The organism is Paenibacillus sp. IITD108, assembly GCF_036541265.1.
In the GTDB taxonomy this organism is placed as follows: Bacteria; Bacillota; Bacilli; order Paenibacillales; family Paenibacillaceae; genus Pristimantibacillus.
The window spans coordinates 135,934-152,051 of the sequence record NZ_JAZHCT010000017.1 but is presented as its reverse complement, the minus strand read 5'-3'; the positions used below and the strand labels follow the sequence as shown (position 1 = coordinate 152,051).

Genomic DNA, 16,118 nt, shown 5'->3' with positions numbered 1-16,118 from the left:
TCCTAGAAACACAATGTTTTCATTGCCTTCAATAAAGCGTAAGCCAGCGAAGTCCAGCATTTGCTCTCGATTCACGGAAGGCTGAAAGCTAAAGTCAAAGTCTAAGAGCTCTTTCTGATGCGGAAAGGCACCGACCTTTACCATCGCATGAATCATGTTCTGCTCACGCACATCAATCTCATAGCTTGTAAGCTTCACAAGCATATCCATGAACGACAGTTGGTTATGAATACTAAAATCGACGACTTCATTTAAATGGGTCACCATTTGCTTAAGGCTTAGATACTCTAGGTTACGTATCGCTTGTTGGTAGGAGGTCAAATTCATTCAAATGCACCTCCAATCGCACGTAGATTCTTCTTGGCCAAGTCATTAATGTCTGGGTAACTGGGCATAGACAATCTTAAGTTTTCCTTGTAGTGCTCTTCTGTGTAATTTAATTTTGCTTCACCAATAGGATGGCGTACCAGAAGTTTCGTGTTATAATAAGCATACAAATGGTTGTCGTAGACTTGTATTCCTACCGTTTTTCCTTGATACCCAGCGGGAACTGAGTATTGTCTGGATTGGTGGGAGATCATGTTCGACGCATTGATCTTTACAAGCTTATGATGTATGCGATAGGAACTTCTTACACGCTCCGCTGGTAACGGGTGTAAGAAGTTCTTTTCCTTTTCTAGGGCTAGAACAGGTACTTTCCCCGTTCCTTGATGGAACGACTGGTTCACACGATCACATAGCTTCTGAATGTATACGTGAAGCTCTGGTAAGCTCAATTGACCTTGGTAGGCATGGATCTCGTCTAATATTTTCATTTGTGCTTCTACTTTTCCTTTGGTACGAGGCCTTCCTGCAATACAGGGCCTAACTTTAAATCCAAAGTCGGCTGCGAAACCAGCGAACTTGACATTCACTTTACCGGCAGTATGTTCCGTTCTTGCCTCGTCCATAACGGTCTTCATGTTGTCGGTCAGAATCTCGTGGGGGACACCACCGATAGTTTCAAAGGCCTCTGTCAAGAAGGAGAGCAACACGCTTTGCGATTTGGATATGCTCATGTGGTACATCCTGAATCGAGAATGTGAGAGTAGGAATACGGCCACATTCACTTCAACCTTCTCTCCGTCTTTCGTTTCAAAGGGAATGCTTTCTTTCCAATCTAGCTGGGCTTGCACGCCCGGATCTGTCTCAAAACGAATCGTTCCTTGTGGTGATGGTATACGTTGTCCGTGCTTAAAGTAAGCTTCAAACTCAGGCTTACGAGCGATGTAGGCACGAAAGGCAGATGCTGAACATTGCAGTCCATGATTGTCTGTAAGGTACTGCCACAGTACTCGTTTGTAGTAAAACACTTGCTTGCTGTCTGTGGATAGAAGTGCGGCAATGGTTTCATAGTATTCATCAATCTTCGAGCCTTTATCTCGTGATCTTTTTCGTGTAAATCCATCTAGATATTTCTGGATGGTTCGACGATCCACCTCTAGCTCTCTTGCTAATTGGCTTATATTGATTTTCATATTGAGATTCTCCATCAATGATTTAAGTTTAGGTAAGTCTAGTAAATTACGAATCTCTATGTTTGATTGAACGTTCAACGTGATGTACATACTCATCTCTCCCTTGAGACAAGTATGATTTAACTCGTCAAAACTGTACATTCTTATTCAAGCATTTGTGTACATGTTTAAGTTAGCATTTGTAATCGACTAAGATGAACTTAGAAAGTACAAAGCCCACCAATCTAAATATTATTTCTAGGTAGAATCTTATCCTTTCATTTAATGCCTTCTCAGTATGGCACTGGGTAGCCCCCGTCAAAAAAACCTTGAAAGGCACGAAGCCAATCAAGGTTTCACACGACTGAATTTATATTAGTCTATAGAGATGAACTTAGATGGAACAAAATCCGCCAACCAAACTATACTATTACCTTGGTACAATTGTCCAAAGAAAATAAAGTATTAGACTGCCGCCGCTTTGTTGAACTAACGTATCCGTTAGCTTAATTAGGAAAAGCTATATTTAACTGAATAATTTGAATATCGACTATTTATCAAAATTACCAAATCGGAAAATAAGTTTATGTCCATCGAATGTTTCCCCGAATTTCTCAATATAAACTCCATTGGTATAATTAGAGATCGTTTTCCTCCAAAATTTTTGTCCAACAATGTTTTTTTCTATCGGGTTAGTAAAAAGTTCCCAATTCCCTTTAAATTGTTCAAACACCATAATTGCTGCACGTTCAGCAATACCTTGACCCCTTAACGATTGAATTAAAAAGAATTCATTTACAAAGTAATCAACTCCTTTATTACAATGTGGCGGGGTTGCTATTAGAATAAACCCCGCTGGTATCCCATTTACTAAAATTAAAAAGGGGAATAATATATCTGGTTTTTCCCACCAAATATTTTGAACTTCATACTGGTCACTTAATGTCCTAAGATCATCACTTTCCTCGTAAATCCCGTGTAGATTTGGAAGTCTGTCATAATGACCTGATAGGTCATATAGATACAAAGGATAAAGGTTTTTTATAACATTTGCATCATTTTTATCTGTTAATTGCACATCAATATTCATCAAATTCTCCTTTAATGAATGGCCTCTTAATAACCTCCATGAGTGGTGTTTTGTTAATCATAGCAAGGGAACAGTTAAAAAAATATATAAAGGATAATTCAGAATCATTTATTACACAAAAAATCACATCATAAGATCTGATGTGATTTCTTTGTCCTACTTTTTTGAATAAATGATCTTTTTAATGCTATCGTTGGAAAGACAGAATTGATCAGAAAGTTCGTCTATCGTTGCGCCATCGATATATTGTTGACATATTGCTTCGTTTCTGTGGATCAAGTGTTTTCGAATTCCTGAATTTTCGCCCCATCTCTTCCGTTGTCCTTCAGGAGTTGGTACGTAAACCATGCTACCGTGGATATATTTCTGTATTTCCTTTAATAGTTCTTCTGGAAAAATGATATCGGCGTTTACATACTTCATGATAGCTCTGCTCCTTAAAATTAATCGAAAATTTAAGGTTGCAAAGCCTATCCTATAAACAATTATCGCAATACGTTGATAGTAAGGCGGTAAAATAAATCCTGGCTCCATACAAACAACCGCCGTTGTTTATAGATCAAGACTTTGCATAGAGCAGATCGTAAAATTGCCCATAATCTGTGACCCGACCCTTTCTTCAAAAAAGTATTAAAATCTATTACACTTCCAAAAATTACATTCGATAATACTTGGTTGTTTCCTGCACCCGCTGTAAATGTTTTAAAGTATACTGCCAGTTAGCGGAGCGGATCTCCAGCAATGCAAAACAAGCGATGGATCGGTTCCACTGCTGTGCCTTATGTGCCCGTTAGCGTAATAATCTAGCGATTGTTTAACTCTATTTTAAGAAAAATTGAATATCATCTAATGCACTATTAGCATGACCTCTTACAAATTCATTGGAATCATTAAGTGCCTTTTTTACAATGGGTAGAACTAATTCAGTTTCTAATTGTCCATGTATTCTTGCCAGATGACCAAAACAAAGTATTGCGATTCCTCTGACTTTGTAATTACTATTATTGCTAAATTGTAAGCAAATGTCTTGTACCCACTTCCAATCTTGCTCATTAAAAGCAAGTCCAAGCAAAGCATTGATAATCCTTTTATCGTCACCTAATTTCAATTCCTGAATTGTGGAATCTTTATCATATTCCTGAATCTCTTCGTATCTTCCATTGTCCAATATAGTACCCACTTTCATTTCGAATTAAATAAAAGTATAACACTCACTGCTAAGTTAACCTGCCAGTTAACGCAGCGAGGCTGCCGATCCATGTCGGTAGCCTCGTCTAAGTTGACTATTGAGTTTTTGTGTCCTTTTAGTTTAATGATTTTTGTAAGTTAAATTCATTTTTTTATCTTAATAATGTGTTTCCAATTAGGAGGAAGTTCATAGTCCTTAATATGCTCATATTCTAAGACTTCTACCGTTCCTCTATTATCGATTTTAAATGATATTTTGTCCATCCCAACACTAAGATGTGGTCCTACATAAGGAGTTATAGTTACAATTACATCAATGTGGGAATCGAAATACCCAACCAACATGTTCACAGGATCAAGAAAAGGCGCGTAAGTAGGTGATTCAGTAAGCTTCTCTTTGTAATATTGGTTTATTTGCTCTTGTATTTTTGGGGCCAATAAAGTTAGGACAAGCCTCGAATTATTGTTTAAGTTTGAGCTTGCGTTAGTCGGCTGTATTAACACCTGTAAGACAAGAATTAATGTTGCACAAGTCAGTATGCCTCTCCGCCACAATTTGTGAACCCCCTTGAATTTTTTAATTCTCCTTCACAATTTTTCTGCACAACTAGCACCACTAATTCTGTGGGGGCACAATATTTTTGTACTCCATCAACATTATGTTTGGCTGACTTATAGTGCTTTTACTATTTCGAGTCGAATCAATTTTTAAAGTCAATTTGTCTAATCCAAAACCTTCAACTTGATCCTCTGGGTCGTAGACTTTTAACCACAATGTTACTTCAAAGGTCCAATTATTCGCTCCTACTATACTCTTAGCGTCAGTGATGCGAGGTTCATCCCAATGAACTAAATGTCCATAATAATCGATAACAAATTTATTAATCGAAGGACGCATCATATCAAAGAGGATTTCTTCTGAAGTAGTATATACCTTTTTCACTTCTTCAGATTTAGTTGTCGTTGCATATATTGGAGTTGAAGACATCACAATTGCCAGCAATAAGATGGCACAGAAGCATAATTTTCTCAAGTTAATCACCTCAAGAATACCTTTCCCAAATCGTATTAGTTTATTCCAGTAAACTGCCCGTTAGCCATCCATGCTGCACAAAGCGCAGCACCACAGAGAGTGAAAGTTAATCCGTTCTTTCATAGTAGTTTAACAAAATGAGCAGGCTTCACAGCGCCCGCTCATTAATGTGGTTCATTCAACTATCGTGCCCGTTAGTTTAATGAACGATCAAATTCGCAGCCTGTTTTTTAGAGCAGTAAGAAAAAGAAGCAAGTCTATAAAGACGTGCTTCCTCTGAGACGCTAGTTAGTTTCTTGACTATTTGCCTCTGTGCTTCTTCTTAGCTTTTTGAACCCTAAGTTGATATTTTCTTTCATTCTCTTCTAGAATTTGTTGTCGATTATGCACTTTTCGTTGGAGTTTCCTAGACTCGAGGTCCAGCTTTATTGCCTCCTGAGCATGGCTAGTTAAACCTCTCTGGGCAATCTCCTTAGACGCCTGGCGAGCTAGTCTTTTCGGATTTACTCGAGTGTTTTTACTTCGTTTAGCATTCGTCCCTACCTTCGTGAGGCTCATCAATCCCATCATTTTCTCGCTAACGAACTCTAATACCTCCGAATCCTTCGGTTCGTTACCAAAAATATGACGACAAGCTTTTAGACGTCCCTGCTCCTCCTGCTCAATCACACCGATCCAGTACTTACAACTTTCATCAAACAATACGGTAAGCTTCACACTTACTCCCCCTCTGTTTTATACTGGAGTGATGGACATCCCGAGGGGGGAAGGTCACTGACACGAGGGCTAACCCTGTGCGACCGGACTACCAACCGATCTGTGTTTTTACACTCCTATAAGGTTATATCACATATTTTACAATTGTTAAACCGTTCTACTAAACTACCCGTTAGTTTAATACAATGAGTAGGGTTCACAGTGCCCGCTCATTAACGTGATTGTTCCTCTTTAGTTCAATTGCCCGAGCTTTGCTTTAAAGCTTTGAAGGCATTAGAATGGGGATTATCATTTAAATACTTTTTGATTTGGTGCGCACATTCTTGAGTTTTATTGAGTTCCGTATTTATTTCTAAGTCGTAAATACCATGTATATGAACTAGATTGTACTGATAATTTGCAAGGCCTATATTCCGATCTCCTCTTTCCATTTCCCTTCGTTTAAGTTCTTCTAGTGAACAAATTACTGAAACAAACAACACTTTGTAATCCGCTAACAACATAACGCATTCATCTAACCATTGTCTTTCTTCGAGTACATGGTCGACAATTATGTTATTTCCCGTAGCAACTAATGCGGGAAGTGCATGATGCATTCCCTTTATAACTTTCAAAACTGCATCTTTTGTTGTATCCGCTGGTTTACCTCCATTAAGGTAGTCAACTGGCAACATATATAAAAACTTGTCTACTGATATGTGTAAGTATGGTTCGTCTAAAATTTGTTGTAATTCTAAAGAAATACTGGTTTTCCCAGAACTCGAAGTTCCATTTAAAAATATGACTGTCCCAAGTGGCATTCATCATTCCCCTCTTTCCGTTGACTTAAAGTTATATCCTCATTAACTAGATTACTTCTATGCATTAGATGATATTATTATGTTGATGGGTTTTATGATCTTGTGGCTATTTCTTATAACGTTCCCGCATTTACGAATCCGAGAAACTTAAGCCCAAAGAAGCGACGCGACGCGGTTAGGTTCGCAGGGTTGTCGCCTGAATTAGCTCCCCCGAAATGCCTCTCTGCGACCAAGCAGCCGTAAGGCTGCTATGCGTGAATACAGTGTTATCTGAAGGGCCTGCCTACCTCGAATATCCTTACATAGTCATTTCACTTTCTAGGTTCCTTTACTTCTACTTCAAATGATTTTGCATTTATCATGTAATTCCTATATTCTTGTTTAATTTTTATACTAAAAGAGGCTGCTATATTGATTTTATATCTGCCGGCTTCATCAATTTTTATTGCTTCATTACTTTTATAGATCTGCCCTGATTTCAATACATCATTGTAGCCTGGACCCTGAACTATTAATCCAATAGGATCATCTATTTTTCTGTATTGGACTAATATTAATTCTGGTCCTCTTTCTATCTCATAATCAAATTTCGATTTGTTTTCAAACATGGTGCTGATTGTTAATTCTTGACCAAGTTCGATTGATAATGTTGAAATATTGGAGAGAATTGTAAATTCAGTACGGTCTGGATATTTATCAGGTTTTTGTTTATTACAACTAATTAAAAGGGTACAAATCAAAAATGATATGATGATGAAAATTAATCTTTTCATAGCTTCTTTCCTCCATTTTCTTTGCAGGTCTTTCAGATAACGTTCCCGCATTCACGAACCCGAGAACCTTAAGCCCTCACGGGGGCGGCCGCGACGCGGTTAGGTTCGCAGGGTTGTCGCCTGAATAATCTACCCCGAAATGCTTCTCGGCGACCAAGCAGCCGTAAGGCTGCGATGCGTGAATGCAGTGTTATCTGATGGACCAGCCTTCTTCGAAATACTTACAATAGTTCTTCTATTCTTCTAAAATGGACAGGAGCCGATTGGTCATGGAATAGCAAGACGCGGCAAGTGACGCTGAAGCATCTGGACAAGGAAATTGTTCTTACGATCGATTCCAATGTCATAATCGAGAATGGCAAGACGCGAGAGATGGATGTTAAGCCATTCATTAGAGATGGATATACGATGTTGCCTATTCGATTCGTTGCGGAAGCGTTTGGCTTCCAGCTCGAATACGATTACAATCTTAAATGGGTAAAGTTAACTAAAAATAACTAGCCGTTAAAAAAAGGAACTGTCGCATCATCTCCTTCCTCTTTTTTTAATTCTGAAGATATAACAAACGAAATCAAGTACACTCATAACACCACATATTGGAATTATCCTGCCCGATTGCTAAGCAAGGCTGCTGATCATCTGCGGTAGCCTCGTGGTGTATTTTATTGAGCTATCGTCCCCGTTAGCTTAATGGGTAATATGTACCTAGACCCTAATAAATCAGATCATCTCTAGCTTCAATCCCATGTAATTCACAATAAACTCTATATTTATTCAGGACGGTATAAACATCGTCTTGCCCAATTATTTGATCTTTCTCATCAAAATACTGAAGTGAGCCCCCCAATATAAATAGAGTTACAACTTCTTCGTCTTCAGTTATAAGCGTATGGATATCGCCTGGTGGCTCAAATATAAAGGTTCCCGGTGCAGCAACCCATTCTCGACCTTCATATCTCCATTTACCGTGAATATTATAGCCAATTACTGATCCACCAGTGTGTCTGTGTCTTCCCAATATCTGATTACTCTTAATCTTAAATAAGTAAATCCACGTTCCTGTGTTTAAATCAAAACGTAAAGGTTTGAAACAGCAAGAGTGATTATCAGTGAACGGCACCCAAGGTAGATCATCAATGTTCACAATACGCTCTGGCAACTGAAATTTCTCTGCGAGTTTTATAACTGATTCTTCAATTAAGGAATTCATTGGAGGCACCTTCATTCAATTTAGTTAAGTTATCTTTATTATTCGAAAGCAGCCTTGATTTCCCCTTTATTTCCACATGATGTCTTCACGTTAAACTGCCCGTTAGCTTAACATTGCCATCTCCCAATCTGGCTCGCCGATGACGCGGCATGTGCCAATCAACTTCTGGTAAGGGTCATAATATCGATCCTTGAGAGATATGCTTCATTTTGTCTAAACATGATACTTATTGAATCCTGAAACAAATAAGCTTTCTCCAATATTTCCCCCTCCAGTAACTATAGCTTTTTTAATAAAAAGAAACTTTTTTGGCAAAGAGATCGTTATTACTTATAATCGCCATAAGAGTTATTTATTAGATCAAATCGTCTAAGCAGATCTTTATCATCCTGACGGCATTAGACTGGTTAACTTATGGAATGCAAATGAAAAAAACAAGGAGGGTCTATGTTGAACAAAAAGTCACTCATTGCAAGATGGGATGACGACCAGCTCGCTGAAGTGAATCGATTGTTGGCCGCTGTTTCAGGCAAACATAATCTGCATAAAAAAGACCGCGTCTTTCCATCGTCCCCCTACGGACAAACTGATGCTGGACTAGAGGATTATCGGGGAGTTGCCCTGAGCGAGACCATACAATACCTGACAGTACAGGCCGTCGATCTGTCTTATGCACGTTTCGATTATTCTGCAAGCTTGAACACCTCAACATTTACAAATTGTTGCTTTGGCGGGATCAAGCTGGACAGCAGATATGTGACTCATACATTCAGCCACTGTACTTTCCGAGGAGCAAAGCTGAATAACGCCAGGATCAGCAAGCAATTTAACGATTGCGATTTTACAGGCTGCAATTTAAGTAACACGATAGCGAACGATGTATCGTTCATACGCTGCCGTTTTTCCGATGCCAATTTTCGCGGCGCATTATTGTTGTATTGCCGGTTTGAGGAATGCAGCTTTGATGGAGCTTTTTTTCATAACGGTTCGTTAGCCGGAAGCCGCTTTACGGGAGAGTCTGGCTTGCTCCCTGTTTGGGGAAATACGATACTGGACGATGTTAAAATCAAAGGATGTGATTAATTTATGAAGAAATTCAAGATCGATAGTTTTACACGCGTCAGTGAACCGGTCCAGACTCCCATAACGAAATTCGGAGGACAGCCCGTGTGGCTAACAGAACCGCAATGGCCGCTTAGCAGCGGGTGGGACAAGCGCCCGATGATGTTTATTGGCCAGATAGAGCTGAATCCGCAACTATTCCCCGCTCCAAACGTTTCTGTTCCTCAAATAGCCTATCTCTTTGTTACACATGCGCAAAATATGGAAGAAGGCTTCTTTGATCCTGATATTATCGACCCGGATGGCGGTGAAAATGCGATCATTCTCCAGCCGGGAGGCGAGATTCTAATCGATACGGCCCCATTGTTTAAAGGACCAACGCTGTGGGATGACAATGGCGAATCTTATGAAGGCATCCCTCAGCTGCAAGAAGCCCAAGACCCGGAATTTCTCGCTTCCAATTCCTACATCTCGCTCACTAAAGAGGAACAGAACGCCTATAGCGATGAAGTTGACGGCGATAAAATCGGGGGCGTACCCTTTTTTTTCCAAGGCGATGGTTGGCCGGATGACAGTAACTGGCGGTTACTGCTGCAATTGCATGCGAATTTCAAGCCTTTTTGCTTGCTGGTGGGAGCCTCGCCGACGATTTTTGCGTTTGTGAATGAGGATCTGACGACAGGAAAGTTAGTAATTCAGGATTGTTAGTGAGGAGCGTTGCGATGTCATCATAGACTTTCGGGAAGGCTTTGTCTCATTAAGATCTCATAATATGTATGAAGACCGCCTAATTAATCGGCGGTCTGGTTGTGGATGGTTCAACTATCGTACCCGTTAGCTTAATGAAGACTTAATTTATTTCAACAGATGTCGCGACTCCTGTTTGTTCTTTTCTTATTAGTGAATTTTAGTAGACAATAATTTCAGTTGCCAAAAAGAGAGGAGTAACAGGGAAGAAATATTGAATTTCAACCTCTTGGCCGACTTTTAAATCTTCGAGAGTAATAAGCTGTTTGAACTGTTCAGTAGAATCATTCACGATTTTAAAGACCCGGGTATCTTTCTTGTTTACGTATAAGGCACTTTGTTTAACTTTATCATCTGGGGAATCGAAATAGATAACGTAGTCCATTTGCATCCCGGCTACGACACCTTTATCTATATCAAAAGTTTCATCGGCTATTTTGATATCGATGATCTTGGCGTTACGCCAGGTGAAAATGCGGTCATCCTCAAAAAATTCTAGATCAAATACAGAGTCGTGTAGAACCTTTGCCGGATTATAATCTATTGTTGCGTTTTCTTGATTCTGTGGAGCATTCTCTATAGTAGAACTAGATTCTCCAGCAGATGTCGTGTCATTCTTACTGCAGCTCATGGTAAGAAGAATAAAAACTGCCAATAGTAGAACTACAATATTTTTCATAATGTTCTCCTTTCTTGTCAATATATAGAAACCAACGCTTGTGAAGGACTAAATGTTTCATCTTTCCTGAAACATAAAGTCTTTGATAAATTACTATTTCGTTTCCAGCGGTGGTTGTTCCTCCACTCCCATTCATGCCCCTGCCCTCACAAGGATAATACATTTCGGCATGTGCCTTATTGTAACCGTTTCGGGTAACAGTTCAAGCTATCCGAAAGCCCTTATTATTCACTTACCAAAATAATACTTTTATGTAAATCTTCCATTGTGCTATACTGCCCATTAGCTCAATGAAAAGGCAGCCGATCTTAGCCTGCTGCCCGTTGTTGAACTATCGTGCCCGTTAGCTTAATGACTACTGTGTCCTTTTTTGTATTAGCTCTATAATTTCATTTACACATTGTTCTATATCTTTATTTGAGCAATCATGGGTTTTATCACTGTACTTAATGTATAAAGGAACTCTTTCCTCGTAAACATCCTTAAGATCATTGCCTTTCTTTATAACAATGCCTCTGGTTGTTACGTTGATTAGTCTCCTCTTAATCTCTTCATACTGCACATGTAAATAAATGACCTTACTACCCTGTTTGAGAACATTCATAGCTTTTTCTGAATATATAACGCTTCCACCTGTAGCTATAACGCAATTTTCTAATTGTAGTTCCAACACAGCTTTCTCTTCGATCCGTAAAAATTTATCAATACCATCATTTTCAATAATCTCTTGTAATAACTTACCTTCACGTTGTTCAATGACAATATCCGTATCCACATAGTCCATCCCTAAAGCTTTTGCAAGCAACACACCTAAGGTGCTTTTACCAGCACCAGACATACCTACAAGAACTATATTCATGTTCATCCTCACTTTTTAAAGACCGTTTCATTGTTAAATCATAAATATCCTTCATTTAATTATTTTAACTGCCAGTTAGCGAGACAAAGCTACCATTTAACGCAGCAGCCTTAGCTTGTTATGAGTTTTCTTGCACTATCGTTACCTAGTGCTATTCGTAGTGATGTCTCTTGAGATAATTCTTGATAACCACTTTGTCTTCGTGCCACCATAAAATCGGCAAATTGCTTACATGTCGAAACCCTAATGTTTGTGCAAGTCTATTTGATGCGTCATTTCCGGCGTCACAATCCCAATATGGTGTTAATCCTAGTTCAATGCTTTTTTTAAGAAAATGCGCACATACTACCTTTGCTAATCCCCTATTCCGGTATTCATTCAACGTTATAATATCTGGAGCTATGTATTTGCCACCAATGTAAAACGTGTTACACACACTTACAAAATCATCATCCCTTAAAAGGCAAAAACCAAAAGCGTTTTTCAAGTAACTGTCAGATGATCCCCATAAGTGCGAATACGAATTATCAATTTGGTCGCGATACTTATTAAACAGATTTTCATCTATTGGACTAAGCTGATATTCCTTAGGAATCTGAATTTCTCGAAACTTTATGGAGATATCTTCTTCCAACATATAATGACTTCGATTTAGCTGGACAACGTTCCCCTCCAGCTCATGCTTGAGAAGTGTCAGCCATTCATCCGATGACAAGTACAAGTCGAAGAAGTTAGCGTGGTTTAATGGATTGCTCAAAAATTCAACTAAATCGTTATTAAAAGCGTTGTCAGAAGCATCGCCAAATACATAGTAACAACCACCCTTGTTTAAAACTATGCCTGCCGTTGGCATATTCCTATTATTCACAAATATCTTGCCCTGCTGCTTACCATCGATGACAGAATAGACAAATACATTATGAATGCCATCCGGTTGTCGTAATATATCTATGATGTTGCGAAACTCATTTTCCCGAAGTTCAATCAAAATATTCCCCCCTAAACGTAAAAGTTAATTTTAGTTGCTCTAAACTGCCCGTTAGTCTAACAAAATGAGCAGGCTTCACAGCGCCTGCTCATTAATGTGGTTCATTCTACTATCGTACCCGTTAGCTTAATATGATATTTTTTATTGTAAGAAAAGCGGAACCTAAGAAGCTTCATACAAACTAATGTGAAAAATTACTTCTCAGGCACACCCACCATTACAGTTTCATTTCTTTATAATCACTGTCCAGTATACAGTAAAAGTATTGATTTACCCATTTACCTTGCCAGGGTAGTTCTTCTCTAAATACCCCTTCTCTGACCATTCCTATCTTTTCCAACACCTTGGATGAAGCGATGTTGAATTCATTACACATAGCAACTACTTTATGCGCATTCCAATCTTCAAAAGCATACTTCAACGCTATTTTTGCAGCTTCTACACAGTATCCTTGCTCTCGATACTCCGGAAAGATACAATAACCAATTTCCCAACTTTCACGCTCTTTTACATACCAATGAATATGCAGGTCTCCTATAGGTGTTTTTTCTGGATCATCAAGCTTTATTATGTATTGTTTATACCAATCACTATTTATTTTTTCTACGACATTCTTTCTAACAGCCTCCTTATCGGATGAAATTAAATCTTCATATGGCCATAAGGAAGTGCTAGTTTTGATACCAACAATGAATTCTACATCGTCTAGAGTAGCTGGAGATAATATTATTCTTTCTTTCAATTCGATTCACCATCCTAATTGTTTCGTAAATAACTCCGTAAGTAGAGTATTCGTGAAACTATTGAGCACTCCTGCCCGTTAGTTTAACAAAATGAGCAGGCTTCACAGCGCCCACTCATTAATGTGGTTCATTCAACTATCGTATCCGTTAGTTAATGCATCTGTCCGATATTTAAGCTACAGTTCTGTTTCAATTGTTTCCTACAACGAATCCTGTGACACATTAATATATTTTAGCTGCTTCATACCATAGAGGAAATCTGGCTTCCGATTGATCATACACATTCCTAAGTGCAAGCTTTGCAGGTGCTTCAGCTTCTCTAGCTCGAGCGGTAGTTCATGGATCGAGGTATATAGAATCGTCAGCACCTCCAGTTGTTCCAGTTCTCCAATCTCCGATGGGATGCGGTTTAAGCTAATCTCTTCCTTCGGCTTGGGCTGAAACCCGGGCCGATCCGAGCTCGCACAATAGATACGAAGCTCTCTCAGGTTCTTCAGCCTGGCTATGGACGAGGGAATACTCTCCAAATCAGCCGTCAGGATTTTCAAACGTTCAAGCTTGCTTAACTCGAACAGCCCTTCGGGTAGACGATAAAGATCCTGTTCAAAAATTTCTAGTTCACGCAACTCTGTAAGGTCCCGGATTCTCTCAGGTAGCTCTGTCAGCCCATGTCCACTTATATACAGCCAGTCGGTTTTATGCTTAATGGCATCATCTAGCAGACGATTCAGGTCCCGGTGAGCCTTCAATTCCAAAAAAATACCTGTAATTCGATCCATTAGTTCGATTGCTTCTTCCTCAGTTACTTCTATACCATACATATGTTCATGCGCAACCGAGTAAAGGTAGTCTCCGCCACCTTCTTTCAAGAAACACAAGTCTTCCGGCAGGCTAGGATAAATCCAATCCGACAGGCGGTTTGCCATTTGCTTCAGTAGGTTCCCGCTTTCTTCGCAGCATCTATAGAAATAGTAGGTTCCAGCGGTATAAAAGACATTACTGCGATAGGTATTTCTTATTTGCATAACTTCATCCATATTATCGCTTTGGATAATAATTGTTTTCAACAAGTAAGGCTCCAACGCTTTCAATACCCTTGTGTATTGGCCTCGTACCGTATTAGCCGGAATTTTCTCCCTAAGCACAAAACATTCCGAGTTCCGTATAGCCAAATCAATAACCTGCTCATAAGCTTTGCCTTTAGGGTCTGTATACATTCTCATCCCATAAGTCTCCATTCCCATTCGATGTACCTAATAATCCTATTGCCATGATACCACAGGTTGAAACTATCCTGCCCGTTAGCTTAATTGATAGTAAATAATGAGCTGCCCAGATACTGTTTCAATTGAAAATGAAAATCAGTTATGGAGAAGGATACAAGTTCTTGTCCTAAATCGGAAAAGGATATATGTTGTTGTCCTCCGACATGTCTGTCTGTTATTGTCACTGACTTCAATCAATAAAGCCAACAGTTGGTTTAATAAGTAGAACTGGACCTGAAGTGTTACCTTAAGCATTTATACTTACTATTTTGCCATTGTCGATGTGTTCCGCGCGCGTCCCCCTGCATCTCCACATGGTTCGTGGGAACCCTTTGTCCTATCTGCTCGACGAACGCCGAAAGGCTATTTTAGTGTGAAGAAGTATACATAACGCTTACTCTTCAATCTGCTACGGTTATAATAGTAAAGTGTGTCACAACATCATTTGCGAAATGTATAGTCAACGCTGGTAGAACTTCTTCTGTGCATAAAACTATCTTCTTACCATTTTCAACGTCTGCATAATCACTATCAGCGACTCTACCAGTCAGTTTGCTAAATTTCAATTCAGCAGCGTAATCAAACTGTCCGTAAAAAAGACCAGAATCACTAATTTTCCAATCTTGTTCCACTGGAAACCGATTTAATACATCTTCAAAACTGTCTCCTACTCTAATGTTTCGTGGACCAGCAATATCCCCATATACACTAACAAAAGCTGGTGTAGTTAACGAAGAATAAAAATCAAAAAAACTATACGAAGCATCTTCATTGGAATATATTGTTTCAGCAGTTCCCTCATTTATTATTTTTTCAAGTCCAAGCTCATTCATTTGTTCCCTCGTCCAACTCAACCTCAATAATTCAACATCATAGATCTCTTGTTCAGTTAATGGCAGCAGCGTTGGCTTATTCGTTTCCGTTGGAGGAGCACTTGCTGTTGGTTTAGTTGAAGGTATTTCTGGTTGTTCTGATAAGATTGATATAACATTTTTAGGTGCTTGATTATTGTCGCAGGCATTTAAGAACAAGAGTAAAAAAGTTACTAATAGAGTTAATTTTCTCATCATGTTAAACCTCCAGTTCTCCATATCCACAAAAGCAGAAAAAACTGCAAACCAGGACTAAAGAAAATAAACTCCCCTTAGTCCTCAATATTGAATTAGTAAGTCACTGTATTGGGGTGAAAAATCCATATGGAAGTGAGTTCGAATTCGGATTTGATTTTGGTCTATAATATTTTGCAGGTGCCCATGCATAGGTATAAGCCAAAGTTTTATTTCTCTTATTTCTCGCTGGATTACCCGCTAAGTTATTTAATATCGAAATAAAAAAAGTGAATGATTAGCGATCCTAACGACAGATATTACATTGTCCGAAACGGAGATTGTTCGCATGTAAACCCGCATTTTCTCACTCCTTAATAATTGTAATTGTATGGTTGATAAAACCATACAATTACAATTAT

At 39.0% G+C, this 16,118-nt stretch carries 20 protein-coding genes; 3 read left to right on the top strand and 17 right to left on the bottom strand.

Annotated features, from left to right (window positions below; genetic code table 11):
- The 10 genes from V1L65_RS16380 to V1L65_RS16335 form a co-directional block, all read right to left on the bottom strand.
- Nucleotides 1–327 (bottom strand): ATP-binding protein (locus tag V1L65_RS16380; protein WP_331700278.1); only part of this gene is annotated, 327 nt, incomplete at its 3' end.
- Entirely contained in the window at nt 324–1,607 is a 1,284-nt protein-coding gene (gene istA / locus V1L65_RS16375) for an IS21 family transposase (RefSeq protein ID WP_331700277.1), read from the bottom strand. The genes istA and V1L65_RS16380, both read right to left, overlap by 4 nt.
- Nucleotides 1,608–2,046: 439 nt before the next feature.
- The gene (locus V1L65_RS16370; RefSeq protein WP_331700276.1) at nt 2,047–2,586 is read right to left on the bottom strand and encodes a hypothetical protein; all 540 of its coding nucleotides are present in this window, start codon (nt 2,584–2,586) and stop codon (nt 2,047–2,049) included.
- Nucleotides 2,587–2,742: 156 nt separating this feature from the next.
- Nucleotides 2,743–3,120 carry a CD3324 family protein gene (locus V1L65_RS16365; RefSeq protein ID WP_331700275.1) on the bottom strand — a complete coding sequence of 126 codons (378 nt, stop codon included), beginning with the start codon at nt 3,118–3,120 and terminating at the stop codon, nt 2,743–2,745.
- A gap of 286 nt (nt 3,121–3,406) precedes the next feature.
- Nucleotides 3,407–3,754, bottom strand: coding sequence for a hypothetical protein (locus tag V1L65_RS16360; RefSeq protein ID WP_331700274.1), 348 nt, complete (start codon nt 3,752–3,754; stop codon nt 3,407–3,409).
- A gap of 164 nt (nt 3,755–3,918) precedes the next feature.
- Nucleotides 3,919–4,329, bottom strand: a complete 411-nt coding sequence (locus V1L65_RS16355) for a DUF3888 domain-containing protein (RefSeq protein WP_331700273.1) — start codon at nt 4,327–4,329, stop codon at nt 3,919–3,921.
- 61 nt (nt 4,330–4,390) lie between these two features.
- Complete coding sequence (locus V1L65_RS16350; protein ID WP_331700271.1) at nt 4,391–4,807, bottom strand: DUF3888 domain-containing protein; 417 nt, start codon at nt 4,805–4,807, stop codon at nt 4,391–4,393.
- A 300-nt stretch (nt 4,808–5,107) separates the two neighbouring features.
- Nucleotides 5,108–5,524, bottom strand: a complete 417-nt coding sequence (locus tag V1L65_RS16345) for a YjdF family protein (protein ID WP_331700270.1) — start codon at nt 5,522–5,524, stop codon at nt 5,108–5,110.
- 236 nt (nt 5,525–5,760) lie between these two features.
- Complete coding sequence (locus V1L65_RS16340) at nt 5,761–6,324, bottom strand: chloramphenicol phosphotransferase CPT family protein (protein WP_331700269.1); 564 nt, start codon at nt 6,322–6,324, stop codon at nt 5,761–5,763.
- A 311-nt stretch (nt 6,325–6,635) separates the two neighbouring features.
- Entirely contained in the window at nt 6,636–7,097 is a 462-nt protein-coding gene (locus V1L65_RS16335; protein WP_331700268.1) for a hypothetical protein, read from the bottom strand.
- Between the two features lie 237 nt (nt 7,098–7,334).
- Here V1L65_RS16335 and V1L65_RS16330 point away from each other — a divergent pair, with 237 nt between their 5' ends.
- The gene (locus V1L65_RS16330) at nt 7,335–7,598 is read left to right on the top strand and encodes a copper amine oxidase N-terminal domain-containing protein (RefSeq protein ID WP_331700281.1); all 264 of its coding nucleotides are present in this window, start codon (nt 7,335–7,337) and stop codon (nt 7,596–7,598) included.
- A gap of 211 nt (nt 7,599–7,809) precedes the next feature.
- Here the strand turns inward: V1L65_RS16330 and V1L65_RS16325 are convergent, their stop codons facing one another.
- Complete coding sequence (locus V1L65_RS16325; RefSeq protein WP_331700267.1) at nt 7,810–8,307, bottom strand: 2,4'-dihydroxyacetophenone dioxygenase family protein; 498 nt, start codon at nt 8,305–8,307, stop codon at nt 7,810–7,812.
- A gap of 447 nt (nt 8,308–8,754) precedes the next feature.
- Here V1L65_RS16325 and V1L65_RS16320 point away from each other — a divergent pair, with 447 nt between their 5' ends.
- Entirely contained in the window at nt 8,755–9,390 is a 636-nt protein-coding gene (locus V1L65_RS16320) for a pentapeptide repeat-containing protein (RefSeq protein ID WP_331700266.1), read from the top strand.
- Nucleotides 9,391–9,393: 3 nt separating this feature from the next.
- Nucleotides 9,394–10,077, top strand: coding sequence for a DUF1963 domain-containing protein (locus V1L65_RS16315; RefSeq protein ID WP_442955702.1), 684 nt, complete (start codon nt 9,394–9,396; stop codon nt 10,075–10,077).
- 199 nt (nt 10,078–10,276) lie between these two features.
- On the opposite strand, the gene V1L65_RS16310 is transcribed toward V1L65_RS16315, so the two are convergent.
- The 6 genes from V1L65_RS16310 to V1L65_RS16285 form a co-directional block, all read right to left on the bottom strand.
- On the bottom strand, nt 10,277–10,795 hold the full coding sequence (locus V1L65_RS16310) for a hypothetical protein (RefSeq protein WP_331700264.1): 519 nt from the start codon (nt 10,793–10,795) through the stop codon (nt 10,277–10,279).
- A gap of 355 nt (nt 10,796–11,150) precedes the next feature.
- Nucleotides 11,151–11,654, bottom strand: a complete 504-nt coding sequence (locus V1L65_RS16305; protein ID WP_331700263.1) for a shikimate kinase — start codon at nt 11,652–11,654, stop codon at nt 11,151–11,153.
- Nucleotides 11,655–11,805: 151 nt separating this feature from the next.
- The gene (locus V1L65_RS16300; RefSeq protein ID WP_331700262.1) at nt 11,806–12,642 is read right to left on the bottom strand and encodes a GNAT family N-acetyltransferase; all 837 of its coding nucleotides are present in this window, start codon (nt 12,640–12,642) and stop codon (nt 11,806–11,808) included.
- A gap of 217 nt (nt 12,643–12,859) precedes the next feature.
- Nucleotides 12,860–13,384, bottom strand: coding sequence for a GNAT family N-acetyltransferase (locus V1L65_RS16295; protein ID WP_331700261.1), 525 nt, complete (start codon nt 13,382–13,384; stop codon nt 12,860–12,862).
- A gap of 201 nt (nt 13,385–13,585) precedes the next feature.
- Entirely contained in the window at nt 13,586–14,608 is a 1,023-nt protein-coding gene (locus tag V1L65_RS16290) for a leucine-rich repeat domain-containing protein (protein ID WP_331700260.1), read from the bottom strand.
- 443 nt (nt 14,609–15,051) lie between these two features.
- A complete protein-coding gene (locus V1L65_RS16285) occupies nt 15,052–15,720 on the bottom strand; it encodes a hypothetical protein (protein WP_331700259.1) in 669 nt (222 codons plus the stop codon).
- Nucleotides 15,721–16,118: the final 398 nt, after the last annotated feature.

What these genes read in the sequence shown, in the direction of transcription:
- V1L65_RS16320 (WP_331700266.1), top strand. Translation starts at nt 8,755, where the DNA reads ATGTTGAACAAAAAGTCACTCATTGCAAGATGGGATGACGACCAGCTC.
- V1L65_RS16290 (WP_331700260.1), bottom strand. Translation starts at nt 14,608, where the DNA reads ATGAGAATGTATACAGACCCTAAAGGCAAAGCTTATGAGCAGGTTATT.
- V1L65_RS16285 (WP_331700259.1), bottom strand. Translation starts at nt 15,720, where the DNA reads ATGATGAGAAAATTAACTCTATTAGTAACTTTTTTACTCTTGTTCTTA.
- V1L65_RS16370 (WP_331700276.1), bottom strand. Translation starts at nt 2,586, where the DNA reads ATGAATATTGATGTGCAATTAACAGATAAAAATGATGCAAATGTTATA.
- V1L65_RS16340 (WP_331700269.1), bottom strand. Translation starts at nt 6,324, where the DNA reads ATGCCACTTGGGACAGTCATATTTTTAAATGGAACTTCGAGTTCTGGG.
- V1L65_RS16315 (WP_442955702.1), top strand. Translation starts at nt 9,394, where the DNA reads ATGAAGAAATTCAAGATCGATAGTTTTACACGCGTCAGTGAACCGGTC.
- V1L65_RS16310 (WP_331700264.1), bottom strand. Translation starts at nt 10,795, where the DNA reads ATGAAAAATATTGTAGTTCTACTATTGGCAGTTTTTATTCTTCTTACC.
- V1L65_RS16365 (WP_331700275.1), bottom strand. Translation starts at nt 3,120, where the DNA reads ATGGAGCCAGGATTTATTTTACCGCCTTACTATCAACGTATTGCGATA.
- V1L65_RS16335 (WP_331700268.1), bottom strand. Translation starts at nt 7,097, where the DNA reads ATGAAAAGATTAATTTTCATCATCATATCATTTTTGATTTGTACCCTT.
- V1L65_RS16325 (WP_331700267.1), bottom strand. Translation starts at nt 8,307, where the DNA reads ATGAATTCCTTAATTGAAGAATCAGTTATAAAACTCGCAGAGAAATTT.
- istA (WP_331700277.1), bottom strand. Translation starts at nt 1,607, where the DNA reads ATGTACATCACGTTGAACGTTCAATCAAACATAGAGATTCGTAATTTA.
- V1L65_RS16305 (WP_331700263.1), bottom strand. Translation starts at nt 11,654, where the DNA reads ATGAATATAGTTCTTGTAGGTATGTCTGGTGCTGGTAAAAGCACCTTA.